Origin of the sequence: Massilia sp. MP_M2 (assembly GCF_039123635.1) — a bacterium.
In the GTDB taxonomy this organism is placed as follows: Bacteria; Pseudomonadota; Gammaproteobacteria; order Burkholderiales; family Burkholderiaceae_D; genus Telluria.
Window position 1 is genome coordinate 1 of sequence record NZ_JBCHJF010000001.1, and the last position, 16,166, is coordinate 16,166.

Here is a 16,166-nt window from a genome sequence, read left to right on the forward strand (position 1 = left end):
GAATCCATTCGATGCGACAACGGTCCTGAATACATCAGCGCAGTGACCTTGGCGTGGGCCGCAAAACGCGGCATCCGCATCGATTTCATCCAGCCCGGCCAGCCCCAACAGAATGCCTACGTTGAGCGCTACAACAGGACGGTTCGTTACGACTGGCTAGCCCATCACTTGTTCGAGACGCTTGACGAAATCCAGGAATTTGCCACCAGCTGGTTGTGGACCTACAATCACGACCGGCCCAACATGGCCCTCGGTGGTATTACGCCAAAACAGAAACTGGCGCTCGCCGCTTAACCTCTACTTTTAGCGTGCTCTAAAAATGGGGGGATTACCGGTCCAGCCTACAAGGCCTCGCGCAACGTTCACAGAGATCAGTAGCTTGCGCCTACCGTGGTCGAGAACTTGCACTGCCGTCTGCCTTACACGGTCGGCCGTCTTCGCTCCGGATCTCGCACGCGCATTTTCCAATACCTGGAGCAGAACTTCGCTTGAAATATCTGTGAGAGGTAGCTTGCCCAAATACGGAGATAGGTCACGACGCAGGTAGAGGCCATGCGACTCTTTCCACTCTGTCGAACGTCTGGCTTCCTTTCCGGCAAACCATGCCTTGGCTACATCGTCAAACGTGTTGCTGTGAGCATTCAGGCGCAATAGCTTCTGGATTTTCTTCTGATGGGCTGGATCGGCACCGCTCGCAAGTGTTGAGCGCGCTTCAAGATGCTTTCGTCGAGCTGCCGCCAAACTGACGTCTGGAAATCTGCCAAAAGTGATGGTTACGCGCTTTCCGTTAGAACGGTAGTCGTAGCGCCAGGACTTCAATCCTGTCGGAGTGACATAGAGGTACAAGCCCTTTTCGTCGGCGAACTTCTGCGCTTTTTCTTGAACGCGGATCGTCTTGACACTTAGCTCCGTCAACTTGACGGTATTTTTTTGGTTTGGCGTATTCATACCGCCAATAATACCGCCATACAGCTAATAGATCAATCTGTCTAGTACTGTCCAAAAACATTGCAAGGCATTGAATAATATACGTTTTTATTCAGCGCGAGACGTTAATGGACGTTGCTAGCATGCGCTCGACATAGCGCGCGATCAGGTCGATCTCGAGATTGACACGCGAACCGGCGGCCAGGTGGCGCAGCGTGGTGACCTCGATCGTGTGGGGAATCAGGTTGATCGAGAAGCGGCAGACTTTCTGGTCCTCTTCTTCCAGGTCGTGCACCCGGTTGACCGTCAGCGACACACCATTGACGACAATGGAACCTTTGTAGGCCAAAAATTTCGCCAGCTCGTGCGGCGCATCGATGATCAGTTCACGCGATTCGCCGACCGGCTCGAAACTGTGCACGACGCCCAGGCCGTCGACGTGGCCCGACACCAGGTGTCCGCCCAGGCGCTCGGCCAGCGTCAGGGCTTTCTCGAGGTTGACTTCACCGGGCGCGTCCAGGCCCACGGTCTTGTTCAGGCTTTCGCGCGAGACGTCGACCGTGAAGCCGGTGGCGTTTATTTCGGTCACGGTCATGCAGGCGCCATTGATGGCGATCGAGTCGCCCAGGCCGACGTCGGCCAGCGGCAGCGGGCCGGCATCGATGGCGAGACGCACGCCGGCGTACAGGCCGCCGGACAATGGTGCAACGGAAGTGATGGTGCCGACAGCGGCGACGATTCCAGTAAACATACGACGTTATTCCTTGTTGGGGGTAGCAGAAGATGGAGTGGCGGCTTCGGCGAAGCGGGCCAGGATGCGCAGGTCGTCGCCCACGCGCGTGACGTCGTGGAAGCGCAACTGGCGCCGTTCGGTCAGCTGCGTGAGCGGCGGCAGGTCGAACATCCCCTGCCCCGGGCCGATCAGGCTGGGCGCCAGGTAGACCAGCAATTCGTCGACGCAGCCTTCACGCACGAGCGAGGCATTGAGTTTGCTGCCGGCTTCGACATGCACTTCATTGACTTCGCGCCGGCCCAGTTCGCGCATCAGCGCCGGCAGATCGACCTTGCCGTGGGCATTCGGCAGATACAGCACCTCGTGACCGGCGGCGCGCAGGGCAGCCGCTTTCTGGTCGCCCGGCTGCCCGGCTGCCGCGACGAGCCAGCACGGCTCGCCCTGCAGAATATGGGCGGCCAGATCGATCTCGAGGCGGCTGTCGACGATCACGCGGCGCGGTTGCATCGGCGTGGCCAGCCCCCGCACGGTGAGCTGCGGGTTGTCGGCCTTGACGGTGCCGATGCCGGTGACGATCGCGCTGGCGCGAGCGCGCCATGCATGGCCGTCGGCGCGTGCATCCGGGCCGGTGATCCACTGGCTTTCACCGCCGGCCAGCGCCGTGGCGCCATCCAGGCTGGCCGCCACTTTCAGGCGCACCCACGGCAGGCCGCGCACCATGCGCGAAAAGAAGCCGATGTTCAGCTCCTGCGCTTCGCGCGCCATGATCCCGGAGCGCACGGCGATGCCCGCCGCTTCCAGCTGCGCCAGCCCGCGCCCGGCGACGAGCGGATTGGGATCGACCATCGCCGCGACCACGCGCCCCAGGCCAGCGGCGATCAGCGCGGCCGAACAAGGTGGCGTGCGGCCATGATGGCTGCACGGTTCGAGCGTGACGTAGGCAGTGGCGCCGCGCACATCGTTGCCGCGCACGGCGGCGTCGCGCAGCGCCTGGATTTCGGCGTGCGCCTGACCGGCGGGCTGGGTGTGGCCGGCGCCGATGACGACGTCGTCCTTGACGATCACGCAACCGATGCGCGGATTGGGCGCCGTGATGAACATGCCGCGCGCAGCCCAGGCCAGCGCCGCGGCCATGCCTTCGGTGTCGTTGAGAATGGGTTGGCTGTCGTGCGTCACGTGGTCTTTCATCGATGCGCGCCGTACAAAGCGCTTGTTCCAGGCTTGTTTCAGGGCGGTGCGGCGGCGCCGTCGCAGCCGGCGTCGCGGGCCGGATTACACAGGCGCGCCCGGCCAAGCATATTGATTTTAATACGGCGTACCGCGCCGCCGTGGAACAGCGACAGCGTGCCCGGCCGCGCCGCGGCGCTACCCGTATCGCTGCAACTGCGTCCCGCGCCATTGTAGGCGATGTATTGCGGGGCTGCAGAGCTGGCAAAGGAATAGCCCACCTGAACGCCCTGCGGCAGCGTGGCGCGCACGGCCAGGATGTCGTCGCCCGCGCCCGCCTGGCGGTTGTGATCGCGATCGACATACACGGTCCAGCCGCGCGACCAGTCGATGCCGGCCGCATCGTTCGATGTCAGGAGCACGGGTTCGTTGCGGGCAATGGCCAGCGAACGGGTGAGCTGAACCGCGCTGTAGAGGTCGCTAGCGGCGACACGCAGTTCCTGGCCTTGCACGATCCGGTGCAGGCCGGGCGCCGCCAGCGACGCCGTGATCGCCACCATGCCCAGCACCACGGCCAGCTCGGACAGGGACAGCCCGGTGCAGCGGTTTCGCAGGCTGGAGCGGACCATCGCGTGGACGACTGGGGCCGTCATGGCCAGCAGCGTGAGGACGCACCGCTGGCGCCCTGCGCGCCGGTGCTGTCCAGCGTCAGCGTGCCGCATTCCGGATCGGAAAATGCGGCGTTGACGTTGGCCGTGCCAGGCCGCGCACGCAGCACGATGCAGGCGGCCAGCGGCTGGCCCGGACAGGCGTTGCCATCGAGCTCATAGGCGCTGGCAGCGGCGCTGCTACCCAGCCAGGTGCGAAACTGGCCTGCATCAAAGGTGCTGGCGGCGATCGAGAACGCAATATATGTGTGATGCTGCGCGCGGTATTGTTCCTGGCGCTGCATCAGGTCGAGCAGCGCCAATTGGGCTTCGACCCGGCGGGCCTTGACGATCTGGCGCGCATACGACGGGTAGGCGACCGATGTCAGGATGCCGACAACCGCCAGCACGACCAGCAGCTCGATCAGCGTGAAGCCAGTGCGATATCGCGTCATGGACCTTGCTCCTTGTTTGCGCCGTTGACTCATTCGGCGGCGGCAACAATCAATGCTGACCAGTTGCCGATCTCGCGCCAGCCGACGCGCCGGCCGTGCGCGCCGGCCGATGGCATGTGGTAGTAGGCCTGGACGGCGGCCCTGGCGCCGGGCATGCTGCCGACGCCGCGCGCGGCGATGCGGTAGAGCTGCCCGTCGCCCGGCGCCGGCATCAGTTCGATCAGGTAGCGCGGCGCCTCGAGCGGCAAACCGCCCTCGCCGGTCGGCAGCGTGGTGCCGGTGAACGTGCCGAACGCGATGGCCGGCCCTGCATCATCAGCCAGTCTGGACAGTTGCCGGTTGGCGTCGGCGTCGTGCACGCACAAGCCGCTGTACGGGCGGGCACCAAGACAGCCACCGACGAAGGCATCCGCGCTACCGGCAAGAATCGCGTTGGCGCGCGCCGAGCCCGGCGCTGCGCCGCCGGCGATATCGTGTTCGGCATCGAGCAAGGCGGCCTCGGCCATTTGTATGGCCAGCACGCGATCGCGTTCGTACGCCGCTGCACGGGTGCTTTGCAGCGCACCGCGCGCCGAGGCAATGCCGGTCATGAGCACGGCCAGCATCAGCACGAGCGCAGTGATGAGCGCAATGCCAGCCTGGCGCCGTGGCATGGGGAAGTGTCGGTTGCGCATGTGCGGCTCAAGGCGCGGCCAAGGGCGGCGCGGTGAATGGCACAGCGCGCGGCGAAGCAGGCGGTGGCGCGGGAGGCAAAGCGGGTGGCGCAGCGGGCGGCACCGCCGATCCCAAAACGGGCAGCGCGATCGGCAGCCCGATCACCGCGCCATACACCTTGCGCAGGCGCGCATCGCCGCCGCGATCGAGGTCGGCCGCCGCCAGCCGGACACCCGGGTCGGCAGCGGCCAGTGCACCGTCGTAGCCAGGACCAAACAGCCAATGCACGAGGTGCGCGCCGCTGCCCTGAGGCTGGCGTGGGCCATGCAGCAGCAAGCCCACCCGCACGCTTGCAACGCGCTTCCAGTGGCTGCGCGTGCGCAGATCGGCGTCACGCTCGCTGGCTGTCGACCCGGCCAGCACCAGCGCCGCATCCAGCGCCCGGATCGCGCTCGCGTTCACATACCGGTTGGGCGTGCCGTCGCCATCGGTATCGAGTCCGTAAAGCACCTGGAAGCTGTCGACACGCCCTGCCACGGCATCGGACGACCAGTTGCCGGCGCCGCGGTATTTGCAGCGCAGTTCGGCAGCGCCCTGCGCATTGCGCGCGACATAGAAAATGCTCCACCCTTCCTGCTCGCGATGCACCGGAAAGCCGGCGCAGTCGAGCGTGCCGCCATCGCCAGCTGGTGGCGCGCCGGTGCCGGCAAAGCGCAGCGCCAGCACGTCGCTGCCATTCACAGCAAGCGGTAGCGGGTCATCGATGCCGGCGCCGGCGTAGGTCAGCGACGACGCATCCAGCCCGGCAATGGCAGCCGGCGCCGCCGGGTCGGGTGAGGGATGCGCCGCCCAGTCGACGTGGCCCGCCAGGCGCACCGCGCGCGCCAGCGCATCGGTTGCATAGCGGCCGGCGTCGTCCATCTCGGCGGCTTCGAGCAGCGCGGCGTGCGCACGCGTGGCGCCGATCAGCAGCGAGCCTGCCGCCAGCAGCACGGCCAGGCCCAGTACCATCGCCACCATGAACTCGGCGATGGTGAAGCCGGCCTGGCGCGCGCACGGGTGACGGTAGTGCCTCATCGCGCCACCATCAGCACGAACGCCGGCAGGTCGTCATTGCCGAGCCAGCCGATCTTGATCGCCACCGCCGCATGCGCCCCGCCGCTGCAGGCCCACCGATAGCGGCGACTGCCGGCATCCCACGGCGCCGCATCGCGGCACACGGCAATGCGCCCGCCGGGAAAGCGGGCATGCACGAGCAGGCGCGTCTCATCGAGGTCGAACGCCGCCAGCGCGAGCGGATCGCATATGGCGCTGCCGAAGCACGCGGCGGCGGCGACAGGCGGGCCGTCGGCAGCAGCGTCGTAGTCGAGCGAAAGATAGGGATTGTCCGCAGCGGGCAGGCGGGCCACGGTTGCATTGGCGCCCATGCGCGCCGCCAGCGAACTGGCGAGCTGGCCCGCTTCGGCCGTCAAGGACGCCTGCTGGCGCGTGCGCTCGGCCGCCAACTGGGCCGCGCCGGCACCGACGACGCCAATCGCGAGCACGAACAGCGCCACCAGCACTTCGATGAGCGTAAAACCACAATGTGAATGGATTCGCACGCCAGCCTCCCGATAACGAGCTACGACGTTATCAGGCCGGCCTTGCACGCCCGTGCGGCGGCGCAAGCGTGCGCCGCGCCGTTCGGGGAACCTCGGGAAGGGATTAGTTGTCGAGCTTGCGCTGATGCCCGACTTCGACCAGCGCCGCCTGGAATGAATCCAGGTCTTCGAAATTCTTGTAGACGGAAGCGAAGCGGATATACGCGATCTTGTCGAGGCCCTTGAGCTCTTGCATCACGAGCTCGCCCACATGGCCGGTGTCGACTTCGCGCAGGCCGCTGGTGAGCAGCTTTTCTTCGATCGAGGCCACCGCCTGGTCGATGGCTTCGGCCGCCACCGGCCGCTTGCGCAGCGCCAGCATCAGGCTGCCGCGCAGCTTCGACGAAGCAAATTCAGTACGGCTGCCGTTCTTCTTGACGATGATCGGCATCGACAGTTCGATGCGCTCATAGGTGGTAAAGCGCTTGTCGCACTTGCCGCAGCGGCGCCGGCGCCGGATGGCGTCCCCCTCCTCCGATACGCGGGTATCGAGGACTTGGGTATCTTCATGCTGACAAAAGGGACATTTCATGGCGCCGGGGCTGGAATACTACATGGAGACTAGCGGGCCAGCGAACCGGCCCGGATAGACAAAGTCAGCCAGATCAGGCAGCGTAGACCGGGTACTTGGCCGTCAGCTTCTTGACCTCACCCTTGACGCGCTCGATGGTCGCGGCGTCGTGCGGGTTGTCCAGCACGTCGGCGATCAGGTTGCCGACGGTGACGGCATCTTCTTCGATGAAGCCGCGCGTCGTGAAGGCCGGGCTGCCCAGGCGGATACCCGACGTGACGAACGGCTTTTGCGGGTCGTTCGGGATGCCGTTCTTGTTGCACGTCATGTGAGCCTGACCCAGGATCGCTTCGGCTTCCTTGCCGGTCAGATTCTTGGCGCGCAGGTCGACCAGCATCACGTGCGATTCGGTGCGACCCGACACGATGCGCAGGCCACGTGCGGTCAGCGTGTCGGCCAGTGCCTTGGCGTTCTTGACGACCTGCTGCTGGTAGGTCTTGAATTCAGGGGTCAGCGCCTCCTTGAACGCAACGGCCTTGCCGGCGATCACGTGCATCAGCGGGCCACCCTGGATGCCCGGGAAGATCGCCGAGTTGATGATCTTCTCGTGCTCGGCCTTCATCAGGATGATGCCGCCGCGCGGGCCGCGCAGCGACTTGTGCGTGGTCGAGGTGACGAAGTCGGCGAACGGCACCGGATTCGGGTACTCGCCCGCAGCGATCAGGCCGGCGTAGTGGGCCATGTCGACCATGAAATAAGCGCCGACCGCCTTGGCCACCTTGGCGATGCGTTCAAAGTCGATCTTCAGCGAGAACGCCGAGGCGCCGGCGATGATCATCTTCGGCTTGTGCTCGTGCGCCTGGCGCTCGAGGGCCTCGTAGTCGATGTCTTCTTCAGCGGTCAGGCCGTACGAGACGACGTTGAACCACTTGCCCGACATGTTCAGTGGCATGCCGTGGGTCAGGTGACCACCTTCGGCCAGCGACATGCCCATGATCGTGTCGCCAGGCTTGAGCACAGCGAAGAACACGCCCTGGTTGGCTTGCGAGCCCGAGTTCGGCTGCACATTGGCTGCTTCCGCGCCAAACAGTTGCTTCAGGCGGTCGATCGCCAGCTGCTCGACGACGTCGACGTATTCGCAGCCGCCGTAGTAGCGCTTGCCCGGATAGCCTTCGGCGTACTTGTTGGTCAGTTGCGAGCCCTGCGCTTCCATCACGGCTGGCGAGGTGTAGTTTTCCGACGCGATCAGTTCGATGTGGTCTTGCTGACGGACGTTTTCCTTCTGAATGGCATTCCACAGATCCGGATCGACATTGGCCAGCGTATGGTCTTTAGCAAACATGTAAAACTCCAATCGATAGTAATCCAGGCAACGAGCGGCGCTGTATGCGGGTGCGGGAGCCAAAGGGCGCGGGCAGCCGCGATCGAACGCGTACCGGTTGATGGCTGCCCAGGCGAACGGCGTATGGCATCTCACGTTCCCCGGTGGGACCCCACCTTTGCCGCGCCGCGCACCAATCGGTTGCGCTTGCGCAGTGTTTCGCCAGTTACGTGAGACGTAAAGTCCGCAAATTGTACTGAACTCCCCATTGAAGGGCAAGGAAAGCGCCGTCTTGGTGACCAGCCAGGGCGCAATCGTCTGCCCGCCACGGCGTCCTGATCATTTCGGCTACAATTTTGCAACCCTGCATCAGCCTTCGCACTTTCCGCTTACTGCCCTTTTCAAGGATTCATCATGATCGTCCTCATCACCGGCGCATCGGCCGGCTTCGGCGCCGAAATGGCGCGCACCTTCGTTTTGCACGGCCACCGCGTGGTGCTGGCGGCCCGCCGCACCGATCGCATCGCCGACCTGGCAGCCGAGCTGGGCGACGCCGCCTTGCCGGTGACGCTGGACGTCACCAGCCGCGCATCGATCGAGACGGCGCTGGCCGGCTTGCCGGCCGACTGGAAGCAGATTGATGTGCTGATCAATAACGCCGGGCTGGCCCTCAATACGCTGCCGGCGCACGAAGTGCCGCTGGAAGACTGGGAAACCATGATCGCCACCAATTGCAAAGGCCTGGTGACAATGACCCGTCTCGTGTTGCCCGACATGGTTGCGCGCGGCAGCGGGCTGGTGATCAATATCGGCTCGACCGCCGGCCACTACCCTTACCCGGGCGGCAACGTGTACGGCGCGACCAAGGCGTTTGTCGAACAGTTCACGCTCAATCTGCGTGCCGATCTCGTCGGTACCGGCGTGCGCGCCACCAACCTGGCGCCGGGGCTGTCCGGCGGCACGGAATTCTCCAACGTGCGCTTCAAGGGCGACGATTCGGCTGCGTCCAAGGTCTACGAAGACACGACGCCGCTGAGCGCGAAGGATATTGCCGACACTGCCTACTGGATTGCGACGCTGCCACCCCATGTCAACGTCAACAGCATCGAAATGATGCCAACCTGCCAGGGCTTTTCGCCATTCACGATCAAGCGCGCCTGACCTGTCGAGCGGCCGCGCAGGCGGCTGGGCGGGTACCGTCGAGGGCAACCGAGAGCGTGCCCGCCATTTGTGAGAAAATGTTACAGTGATTGGTCTTTTTGCCAAGCTTCAAGTCTACTACCGCTCAAAAGCACAATTTTGTGCCAGGGGTACGTCAGTAATTTCCACACTCGAAGTCCTGTTACGGTGATGTCGAGAAGGAAACTCGCGTAGAATGTTTCTCATTTTCATGTATCGGCAGTAACGATGTCTTCAGTATTTAACTGGCCAGTCAGGGTGTATTACGAAGATACCGATGCTGGCGGCATTGTCTTCTATGCCAATTACCTGAAATTCTTCGAACGCGCCCGTACCGAATGGCTGCGCGCACTTGGCGTGCAGCAGCAAGCCCTTCTGGATGCGGACAACACCGCCTTCGTCGTCAAGAACGTCACGCTCGACTATCACGGGGCGGCGCGCCTCGACGACGAGTTGACGATACAAACCAGTGTTGCCAGGCTGGGCCGCGCATCGGTTCAGTTCATGCAGCAGGCCTGGCGCGGTGACACCCTGCTCAATACGGCCGCCGTCACCGTGTGTTGTGTCGATATTGCCACAATGCGCCCGCGCCCCTTGCCCGACCACGTGGCTGCTAAAATGCGTGCCGCCTGAATACATACCTAAATAAATAGCCCATGACCGTCACCCCAGACCTTTCATTCGTCGCCCTGATCGGCAATGCCCACGTACTGGTGCAATTGATCATGGCCTTGCTGTTGCTGCTGTCGATCGTGAGCTGGACGTACATCTTCCGCAAGGTATTCGCGATCCGCGCTGCACGTGCGCAAACCGAACAGTTCGAGCGCAGTTTCTGGGCCGGCGGCAACTTGCATACGCTGCACCAGAGCGCCAGCAGCCAGCGCGACCAGAGCGGCGCCCTGGCGCGCATCTTCGAGTCCGGCATGGGTGAATTCATCAAGGGCAAGCAAGCTTCGCGCGAAACGCTCGACATGAACTCGGTGCTCGACGGCGCCCGCCGCGCCATGCGCGCCTCGTTCCAGCGTGAACTCGATGCACTGGAATCGCATCTGAACTTCCTGGCCTCGGTCGGTTCAGTCTCGCCGTACATTGGCCTCTTGGGCACCGTCTGGGGCATCATGAACGCGTTTCGCGGCCTGGCCAGCGTCGAGCAAGCCACGCTGGCGATTGTCGCGCCGGGTATTGCCGAGGCACTGATCGCCACCGCGATCGGCCTGTTTGCCGCGATCCCGGCCGTCGTCGCGTACAACCGCTTCACGCACGATATCGACCGCCTGGCCAACCGCTTCGAGAGCTTCGTCGAAGAATTCTCGAACATTCTGCAGCGCCAGTCGCGCTGATTCAGGGAGCCTGTCGATGGCCTTTTCCAGCAGCATGCGCGGTGGACGTCGCCGCAAGTTCAAATCCGAGATCAACGTCGTTCCCTACATCGACGTGATGCTGGTGCTGCTCATTATTTTCATGGCAGTGCCGGCCAACCAGGCGCCGAGCGTGGTGAACCTGCCGCGCGCCGAGAAATCGGCACTGCCGCCTGACACCTATATCCAGATTTCGATCGAGCCCGAGAATCGCCTGTCGATCGGTGTGCAAGGCAAAGGGCGCGTGGCCCAGGAAGACGTGGCCGACCGCTCCGCCCTGCTTCAGCGCCTGCGCGCGCTGCATGAAGAACACCCGGATTATCCGGTACTGATCGCGGGCGACCGCGAGAGCAAGTACGACGACGTCATCCAACTGATCTCGGAAGCCAAGAAGATGGGTATCAACCGCGTTGGCCTGGCCACGCAGTGATGTCGATGCATTGATGCCTAGAATATGCCCGAAATAAAGCCAGACAACGCCGGCGTGCCGTACCACGTGCCGCCCGAACCGAGCCGCCTGCCATCGTTCCTGCTGGCAGTGGTCGTGCACGCCGCGTTGCTGGCGTTTCTGTGGATTGGTGTGAGCTGGACGGCCAAGACGCCGATCACCGTCGAAGCGGAAGTGTGGGACATGTCGGTGCAGACGGCCGCCGCCCCCGAGCTGCCGCCCGAGCCTGCACCGCAGCCAGAGCCAACCCCTGAGCCGGAACCGGCGCCTGAACCGGAGCCGGTGCGCACACCACCACCGCCGCCACCGCCACCGGTGGTCGAGCAACCGGCCCCGACGCCAGCGCCAGACATCGCGCTGCAGCGCGAGAAGGAACGCAAGGCCGAGGAAGCAAAGAAAAAGGCATTGGCCGAGAAACGTGACGCGGAAAAACGCGAGCGTGAAGAAAAGCTCGCCGAACAAAAGAAGAAGGACGAGGCCGAGCGCAAGCTGAAGGAAAAAGAAAAAGAGCTGCTGGCGAAGAAGGAAGCCGAAGAGAAAAAGAAAGAAGCCGAAAAGAAAGCCGCAGCGCTGGCCGCTGCTGAAAAGAAAAAAGAAGCGGACGAGAAAAAGAAAGCCGATCAGGTGGCGGCGGCCGCCGACAAGAAGAAAGCGGACGCGGCGAAAGCCAAGGCAGCCGCTGCCGAAGACGCCAAGCTCGCGAAGTTGCGTGCCGACGAACTCAAGCGCATGGCCGGCGCCATGGGGAGCAGCGGCAGCGCCGCGAAATCGACGGGCCCGAAATCGGACGGCGGTTATATCGCCGCGATCACGGCGGCCATCAAGAGCAGCACGGCCTATCCGGGTAACACCGATGTGTCGGGAAATCCACGCGCCACGTTCCGCGTGGACCAGTTGCCAACCGGTGAAATCATGTCGGTTCGATTGGTGAAAAGCAGCGGTGTGCCAGAATTTGACAGGGCAGTGGAAAATGGTATCAAGAAAGCATCGCCACTGCCCAAAAAGAAGGACGGGACCGTGGAGCGTACGCTTGACGTGAATTTCTCGATGCGCGATTACGATTGATTCGGTTCGAACCAGTTTTACAAGAGAAACTATGAAAAAAATCCATTTCCTGCTGTTTAGCGCTTCCCTCGCCATGGGATCAGCAGCCAATGCGCAGCTGCAAATCGAAATCGCCGGTGTCGGCAGCAACCAGATTCCGGTCGCCATTGCGGCCTTCGCCGACGAATCCGTCGCGCCCGATAAAGTCTCGGCCGTCATCCGCGCCGACCTCGAGCGCAGTGGCGTGTTCAAGGTCATCGACGCCGGCCAGGTCATCAGCGACCGCGATGCCGGCACCATCAACCTGGCTGCCTTCAAGGCCAGCGGCGCTGATGCGCTCGTGGTCGGCAGCGTGTCGAAGCAGCCGGATGGCCGTTTCGCGATCCGCTACAAGCTGATGGACACCGTCAAGGGCGGCGAAATCTCGCAGATGGGTGGCGAAGTCCAGCCCCGCTACACGCGCCTGCAGGCGCACCGCATTGCCGACGATGTCTATGAAAAGCTGACCGGCGTGCGCGGCATCTTCTCGACCCGCATCGCCTACGTCAAGGCCGACAGCGCCGCCAAGCGCTACATCCTGGCCGTGTCGGACGCCGATGGCGAGAACGAAGTCATCGCCACCCAGGGCAAGGAGCCGATCATTTCGCCATCCTGGTCGCCGGACGGATCAAAAGTCGCCTACGTGTCGATGGAAGACCGCAAGCCGGTCGTGTATCTGCAAGACCTGATGACAGGTCGGCGCAATGTGGTCTCGAATCAGAAGGGCAACAACTCGGCGCCATCGTGGTCGCCGGACGGCTCGACCCTGGCCGTGGCCCTGTCGAAGGACGGCAATACCGAGATCTATTCGGTCAATTCGGGTGGCACCGGCCACAAGCGCCTGACCAACAACCCGGCCATCGATACCGAGCCACAGTTCTCGGCCGACGGCAAGACCATTTACTTTACGAGCGACCGCAGCGGTGGTCCTCAGGTGTACAAAATGAGCGCAGCGGGCGGCAATGCCACCCGCGTGACGTTCAATGGCAACTACAACATCAGCCCACGCGTGTCGTCCGACGGCAAGACGCTGGCCTGGATTTCGCAGCGCGGCGGCGCTTACTCCTTATATGCGATGGACCTGGCCAGCGGCCAGGAACTGCGCCTGGCCGATGGGGCCACTGAACCGAGTTTTTCGCCTAACGGCAAGTACATCATGTATGCAACCAAGGGTGGCGGTCGCACCTCGCTGGCCGTGGTGTCTGTGGATGGACGAGTCAAGCAACGCTTGACGACCAAAGCGGGAAACATTCGGGAGCCCAGCTGGGGTCCCTTCATGAAGTAAGAAGTAAAACCTCAACATAACAGGAGAAAATCCATGCGCAACTTCAAGAGTGTAGCTTTCATCGTTTCCACCGCAACCCTGCTGGCCGCGTGCTCGTCGGCGCCTAAGCTGAACGAAACCCCGGTCGTCGAGAAATCGCCAACGCCGGCAGCGCCAGTTGCTGATCCACGTGACATCAACCCGGTCCAGACCGGCAGCGTCGATCCGCTGAACGACCCACAAGGCGTTCTGGCCAAGCGCAGCATTTACTTCGACTACGACAGCTTCGTCGTGCGCGCTGATGGCCAGCCAGTGGTCCAGAACCACTCGGGTTTCCTGACCAAGAACACCTCGCGTAAGGTCCTGATCCAGGGCAATACCGATGAACGCGGCGGCACCGAGTACAACCTGGCCCTGGGCCAGAAGCGTGCTGAAGCCGTGCGTCGTTCGATGGCCTCGATGGGCGTATCGGAAGGCCAGATCGAAGCCGTGTCGCTGGGCGAAGAAAAGCCAAAAGCCACCGGCAGCAACGAAGAATCGTGGGCTGAAAACCGCCGCGCAGACATCGTCTATCAATAATCGATTCGGCTGAACAAGCCGGACAGGTTCGATTGACAGGGGGCGGGACGCAGTGCAGACTGCTACCCGCCCCTTGTTTTATCTCGGCAATCGCTCAAGTAACCGGCTTAGTAGAAAGAACACAACGCTTATGATCAAACTGTCCAAGCCCCGCCTCGCATGCCTCGTCCTGGCCCTGTGGATGCCGCTGCACGCGGCCGCCGGCCCGTTCGACGACGAAGAAGCGCGCAAGGCCATCCTGGACCTGCGCACCAAGGTCGACAACATCACGCGCGACCTGACCGCACGGATCGACAGCAAATCGGACAAGACGGCGCAGATCGAGATGCTCAACCAGCACGAGCAGACGATGCAGGAAATCGCCCGCCTGCGCGGCCAGATCGAAGTATTGGCCAACGAAGTCGCCAAAGCGCAGAACAGCCAGAAGCAGCTGTACGCCGACCTCGATGCGCGCCTGAAAAAGGTCGAGCCGCGCGCCGAAGTCATCGACGGCCAGGCCGCTGAAGTGCTGCCAACCGAAAAAACCGCGTACGAAGCCGCCACCGCCATGTTCCAGGCGGGCGACTACAAGGGCGCCTCGGTCGCGCTGCAAGAGTTCGTGCGGCAGTTCCCGCAGTCGCCATACGCATCGAATGCGCAGTACTGGCTCGGCAATACCTTCTACGCGCTGGGCGACTACAAAAAAGCCATTGCGGCGCAGCAGGTCGTCACGACCACCTACGCCACGAGCCAGAAGGTGCCGGACGCGATGCTCAATATCGCCAGCAGCTACGCCCTGCTCAAGGACAACAAGAACGCGAAGAAGTCGCTCCAGACGCTGGTGGCGAAGTACCCCGACTCAAGCGCCGCGCAGACCGCACGCGATCGCCTGGCGTCCCTGAAGTAAGCACACCGGCATGTCACACGCTTGAGGCACACGTGAGACATAGACCGGGCGCGGCATTTGACAGCGCCCGTGTCGCCCCCTATAATCTTGCTTCTTCGGGTCGTTAGCTCAGCTGGTAGAGCAGCGGACTTTTAATCCGTTGGTCGCAGGTTCGAATCCCGCACGGCCTACCAAAGATTCAGCAAAAAAGCCAACCTTCGGGTTGGCTTTTTTGTGTTCCGCTTACATTAGGATGATCGCACCATGACTTATGAAGATTTTCTCGACGAGGTGACCACGCTCCTCACGGAGATGTATGACCTCACCGACGAAGCGGCGATCAAGCTGGTAGTCGATGCGCAGGCCAACGATTACTTTGTCGCGCACGACGACAAGGAAGAGCTGCGCACCGCCGAGCAGGCCAAGCTGGACGCCACCGCGCTCCACGAAGGCAAACAGAACCGCAACCAGACGCAGCGCAAGCAGCAGCAGCGTCAGGTGCAGAAGAAAAAAGCCACGTAATCAGGCCGCCACCGCCGGGTGCGCCTGCTTGCGGTACAAAAACTCCAGCACCTGCCGGCGATGCTCGGTGTAGCGCGCATCCTGCGCCAGCGCCACCCGGTCGCGCGGCCGCTCGAGCCCCACGGCGACGATCTCGCCGATCGTGGCCGCCGGGCCATTGGTCAGCATGACGATCCGGTCCGACAGCAGCACCGCCTCGTCCACATCGTGCGTCACCATCACCACCGTGGATTTCGTGGCCGCCACGATCTTGAGCAGCTCATCCTGCAAGTGCGCGCGCGTGAGCGCGTCGAGCGCGCCGAACGGCTCGTCCATCAGCAAGACCTTCGGCTGCATCGCCAGCGCCCGCGCGATGCCGACGCGCTGCTTCATGCCGCCCGAGATTTCATGCGGCCGCTTGGTCTCGGCGCTCGTGAGACCCACCAGCGCCAGCGCCTCCAGCGTCCGCTCACGCAACTGCGCGCGCGATTCAGACCCGCCAAACACCCGCTCGACACCCAGATGGATATTCTCGTAGCACGTCAGCCATGGCAACAACGAATGGTTCTGGAACACCACCGCACGCTCCGGTGACGGCCCGCCGATCTCGCGGCCCGCGCAGATCAGCAAGCCTGCCGTCGGCTTGAGCAGTCCGGCGACCAGATTCAGCAGCGTCGATTTGCCGCACCCCGAGTGGCCGATCAGCGTGATGAATTCGCCCTTGCACACCGTCAGGTCGATCCCCTGCAGCGCCGGGAACACACCCTTCTTCGTGTGAAACGCCATCTCGACGCCGGTGATGTCGATGAATTTCTTTTGCAGTTCATCCATGAT

General features: G+C 63.1%; 21 protein-coding genes, 1 tRNA gene and 1 riboswitch. Of the genes, 11 read left to right on the forward strand and 11 right to left on the reverse strand.

Annotated features, from left to right (window positions below):
* Positions 1-294: integrase core domain-containing protein (locus RCH14_RS00005; protein ID WP_343024124.1), on the forward strand; the 294-nt coding region annotated here is incomplete at its 5' end.
* A gap of 9 nt (positions 295-303) precedes the next feature.
* On the opposite strand, the gene RCH14_RS00010 is transcribed toward RCH14_RS00005, so the two are convergent.
* From RCH14_RS00010 to glyA, 10 genes are all read right to left on the reverse strand, one after another.
* The gene (locus RCH14_RS00010) at positions 304-948 is read right to left on the reverse strand and encodes an integrase arm-type DNA-binding domain-containing protein (protein WP_343024125.1); all 645 of its coding nucleotides are present in this window, start codon (positions 946-948) and stop codon (positions 304-306) included.
* A gap of 91 nt (positions 949-1,039) precedes the next feature.
* The gene (locus tag RCH14_RS00015; RefSeq protein ID WP_343024126.1) at positions 1,040-1,678 is read right to left on the reverse strand and encodes a riboflavin synthase; all 639 of its coding nucleotides are present in this window, start codon (positions 1,676-1,678) and stop codon (positions 1,040-1,042) included.
* A 6-nt stretch (positions 1,679-1,684) separates the two neighbouring features.
* Positions 1,685-2,848 carry a bifunctional diaminohydroxyphosphoribosylaminopyrimidine deaminase/5-amino-6-(5-phosphoribosylamino)uracil reductase RibD gene (gene ribD, locus RCH14_RS00020; protein WP_343024127.1) on the reverse strand — a complete coding sequence of 388 codons (1,164 nt, stop codon included), beginning with the start codon at positions 2,846-2,848 and terminating at the stop codon, positions 1,685-1,687.
* A gap of 38 nt (positions 2,849-2,886) precedes the next feature.
* Positions 2,887-3,480, reverse strand: coding sequence for a GspH/FimT family pseudopilin (locus RCH14_RS00025; protein ID WP_343024128.1), 594 nt, complete (start codon positions 3,478-3,480; stop codon positions 2,887-2,889).
* Positions 3,477-3,929, reverse strand: coding sequence for a type IV pilin protein (locus tag RCH14_RS00030; RefSeq protein WP_343024129.1), 453 nt, complete (start codon positions 3,927-3,929; stop codon positions 3,477-3,479). The genes RCH14_RS00025 and RCH14_RS00030 overlap by 4 nt, the downstream gene beginning before the upstream one ends.
* Before the next feature lie 29 nt (positions 3,930-3,958).
* On the reverse strand, positions 3,959-4,603 hold the full coding sequence (locus RCH14_RS00035) for a PilX N-terminal domain-containing pilus assembly protein (protein ID WP_343024130.1): 645 nt from the start codon (positions 4,601-4,603) through the stop codon (positions 3,959-3,961).
* A 7-nt stretch (positions 4,604-4,610) separates the two neighbouring features.
* Positions 4,611-5,660: a PilW family protein gene (locus RCH14_RS00040; protein ID WP_343024131.1), complete on the reverse strand. Its 1,050-nt coding sequence runs from the start codon at positions 5,658-5,660 to the stop codon at positions 4,611-4,613.
* Positions 5,657-6,184 (reverse strand): type IV pilus modification protein PilV, encoded by a 528-nt coding sequence (pilV, locus tag RCH14_RS00045; RefSeq protein WP_343024132.1) that lies wholly within the window; start codon positions 6,182-6,184, stop codon positions 5,657-5,659. Before pilV ends, RCH14_RS00040 begins: the two co-directional genes overlap by 4 nt.
* Positions 6,185-6,287: 103 nt before the next feature.
* Complete coding sequence (gene nrdR / locus RCH14_RS00050) at positions 6,288-6,755, reverse strand: transcriptional regulator NrdR (RefSeq protein ID WP_343024133.1); 468 nt, start codon at positions 6,753-6,755, stop codon at positions 6,288-6,290.
* Between the two features lie 73 nt (positions 6,756-6,828).
* Positions 6,829-8,076 carry a serine hydroxymethyltransferase gene (gene glyA / locus RCH14_RS00055; RefSeq protein WP_343024134.1) on the reverse strand — a complete coding sequence of 416 codons (1,248 nt, stop codon included), beginning with the start codon at positions 8,074-8,076 and terminating at the stop codon, positions 6,829-6,831.
* A gap of 99 nt (positions 8,077-8,175) precedes the next feature.
* Positions 8,176-8,295, reverse strand: a riboswitch (ZMP/ZTP riboswitch).
* Positions 8,296-8,469: 174 nt separating this feature from the next.
* On the opposite strand from glyA, the gene RCH14_RS00060 reads away from it, so the two are divergent.
* The 10 genes from RCH14_RS00060 (at position 8,470) to RCH14_RS00105 (ending at position 15,353) form a co-directional block, all read left to right on the forward strand.
* Positions 8,470-9,216 carry an SDR family NAD(P)-dependent oxidoreductase gene (locus RCH14_RS00060; protein WP_343024135.1) on the forward strand — a complete coding sequence of 249 codons (747 nt, stop codon included), beginning with the start codon at positions 8,470-8,472 and terminating at the stop codon, positions 9,214-9,216.
* A gap of 246 nt (positions 9,217-9,462) precedes the next feature.
* Entirely contained in the window at positions 9,463-9,867 is a 405-nt protein-coding gene (gene ybgC, locus RCH14_RS00065) for a tol-pal system-associated acyl-CoA thioesterase (RefSeq protein ID WP_343024136.1), read from the forward strand.
* 23 nt (positions 9,868-9,890) lie between these two features.
* Positions 9,891-10,574, forward strand: coding sequence for a protein TolQ (gene tolQ, locus RCH14_RS00070; protein WP_183550516.1), 684 nt, complete (start codon positions 9,891-9,893; stop codon positions 10,572-10,574).
* Between the two features lie 16 nt (positions 10,575-10,590).
* On the forward strand, positions 10,591-11,022 hold the full coding sequence (locus tag RCH14_RS00075; protein WP_332529818.1) for a biopolymer transporter ExbD: 432 nt from the start codon (positions 10,591-10,593) through the stop codon (positions 11,020-11,022).
* 24 nt (positions 11,023-11,046) lie between these two features.
* Positions 11,047-12,105 (forward strand): cell envelope integrity protein TolA, encoded by a 1,059-nt coding sequence (tolA, locus tag RCH14_RS00080; protein ID WP_343024137.1) that lies wholly within the window; start codon positions 11,047-11,049, stop codon positions 12,103-12,105.
* Positions 12,106-12,136: 31 nt separating this feature from the next.
* Entirely contained in the window at positions 12,137-13,408 is a 1,272-nt protein-coding gene (gene tolB, locus RCH14_RS00085) for a Tol-Pal system beta propeller repeat protein TolB (protein WP_343024138.1), read from the forward strand.
* Positions 13,409-13,441: 33 nt separating this feature from the next.
* Complete coding sequence (gene pal, locus RCH14_RS00090) at positions 13,442-13,966, forward strand: peptidoglycan-associated lipoprotein Pal (RefSeq protein WP_343024139.1); 525 nt, start codon at positions 13,442-13,444, stop codon at positions 13,964-13,966.
* 130 nt (positions 13,967-14,096) lie between these two features.
* Positions 14,097-14,852 carry a tol-pal system protein YbgF gene (gene ybgF / locus RCH14_RS00095; protein WP_343024140.1) on the forward strand — a complete coding sequence of 252 codons (756 nt, stop codon included), beginning with the start codon at positions 14,097-14,099 and terminating at the stop codon, positions 14,850-14,852.
* Positions 14,853-14,949: 97 nt separating this feature from the next.
* Positions 14,950-15,025, forward strand: a tRNA-Lys gene (locus RCH14_RS00100).
* A gap of 70 nt (positions 15,026-15,095) precedes the next feature.
* Complete coding sequence (locus tag RCH14_RS00105) at positions 15,096-15,353, forward strand: hypothetical protein (protein WP_258836033.1); 258 nt, start codon at positions 15,096-15,098, stop codon at positions 15,351-15,353.
* Here the strand turns inward: RCH14_RS00105 and RCH14_RS00110 are convergent, their stop codons facing one another.
* Positions 15,354-16,163 (reverse strand): ABC transporter ATP-binding protein, encoded by an 810-nt coding sequence (locus RCH14_RS00110; RefSeq protein ID WP_343024141.1) that lies wholly within the window; start codon positions 16,161-16,163, stop codon positions 15,354-15,356.
* Positions 16,164-16,166: the final 3 nt, after the last annotated feature.

What these genes read in the sequence shown, in the direction of transcription:
- RCH14_RS00105 (WP_258836033.1), top strand. Translation starts at nt 15,096, where the DNA reads ATGACTTATGAAGATTTTCTCGACGAGGTGACCACGCTCCTCACGGAG.
- tolA (WP_343024137.1), top strand. Translation starts at nt 11,047, where the DNA reads ATGCCCGAAATAAAGCCAGACAACGCCGGCGTGCCGTACCACGTGCCG.
- RCH14_RS00030 (WP_343024129.1), bottom strand. Translation starts at nt 3,929, where the DNA reads ATGACGCGATATCGCACTGGCTTCACGCTGATCGAGCTGCTGGTCGTG.
- RCH14_RS00110 (WP_343024141.1), bottom strand. Translation starts at nt 16,163, where the DNA reads ATGGATGAACTGCAAAAGAAATTCATCGACATCACCGGCGTCGAGATG.
- RCH14_RS00035 (WP_343024130.1), bottom strand. Translation starts at nt 4,603, where the DNA reads ATGCGCAACCGACACTTCCCCATGCCACGGCGCCAGGCTGGCATTGCG.
- RCH14_RS00075 (WP_332529818.1), top strand. Translation starts at nt 10,591, where the DNA reads ATGGCCTTTTCCAGCAGCATGCGCGGTGGACGTCGCCGCAAGTTCAAA.
- tolQ (WP_183550516.1), top strand. Translation starts at nt 9,891, where the DNA reads ATGACCGTCACCCCAGACCTTTCATTCGTCGCCCTGATCGGCAATGCC.
- RCH14_RS00040 (WP_343024131.1), bottom strand. Translation starts at nt 5,660, where the DNA reads ATGAGGCACTACCGTCACCCGTGCGCGCGCCAGGCCGGCTTCACCATC.
- nrdR (WP_343024133.1), bottom strand. Translation starts at nt 6,755, where the DNA reads ATGAAATGTCCCTTTTGTCAGCATGAAGATACCCAAGTCCTCGATACC.
- tolB (WP_343024138.1), top strand. Translation starts at nt 12,137, where the DNA reads ATGAAAAAAATCCATTTCCTGCTGTTTAGCGCTTCCCTCGCCATGGGA.
- ybgF (WP_343024140.1), top strand. Translation starts at nt 14,097, where the DNA reads ATGATCAAACTGTCCAAGCCCCGCCTCGCATGCCTCGTCCTGGCCCTG.
- RCH14_RS00010 (WP_343024125.1), bottom strand. Translation starts at nt 948, where the DNA reads ATGAATACGCCAAACCAAAAAAATACCGTCAAGTTGACGGAGCTAAGT.
- RCH14_RS00025 (WP_343024128.1), bottom strand. Translation starts at nt 3,480, where the DNA reads ATGACGGCCCCAGTCGTCCACGCGATGGTCCGCTCCAGCCTGCGAAAC.
- RCH14_RS00015 (WP_343024126.1), bottom strand. Translation starts at nt 1,678, where the DNA reads ATGTTTACTGGAATCGTCGCCGCTGTCGGCACCATCACTTCCGTTGCA.
- pal (WP_343024139.1), top strand. Translation starts at nt 13,442, where the DNA reads ATGCGCAACTTCAAGAGTGTAGCTTTCATCGTTTCCACCGCAACCCTG.
- ybgC (WP_343024136.1), top strand. Translation starts at nt 9,463, where the DNA reads ATGTCTTCAGTATTTAACTGGCCAGTCAGGGTGTATTACGAAGATACC.
- ribD (WP_343024127.1), bottom strand. Translation starts at nt 2,848, where the DNA reads ATGAAAGACCACGTGACGCACGACAGCCAACCCATTCTCAACGACACC.
- RCH14_RS00060 (WP_343024135.1), top strand. Translation starts at nt 8,470, where the DNA reads ATGATCGTCCTCATCACCGGCGCATCGGCCGGCTTCGGCGCCGAAATG.
- glyA (WP_343024134.1), bottom strand. Translation starts at nt 8,076, where the DNA reads ATGTTTGCTAAAGACCATACGCTGGCCAATGTCGATCCGGATCTGTGG.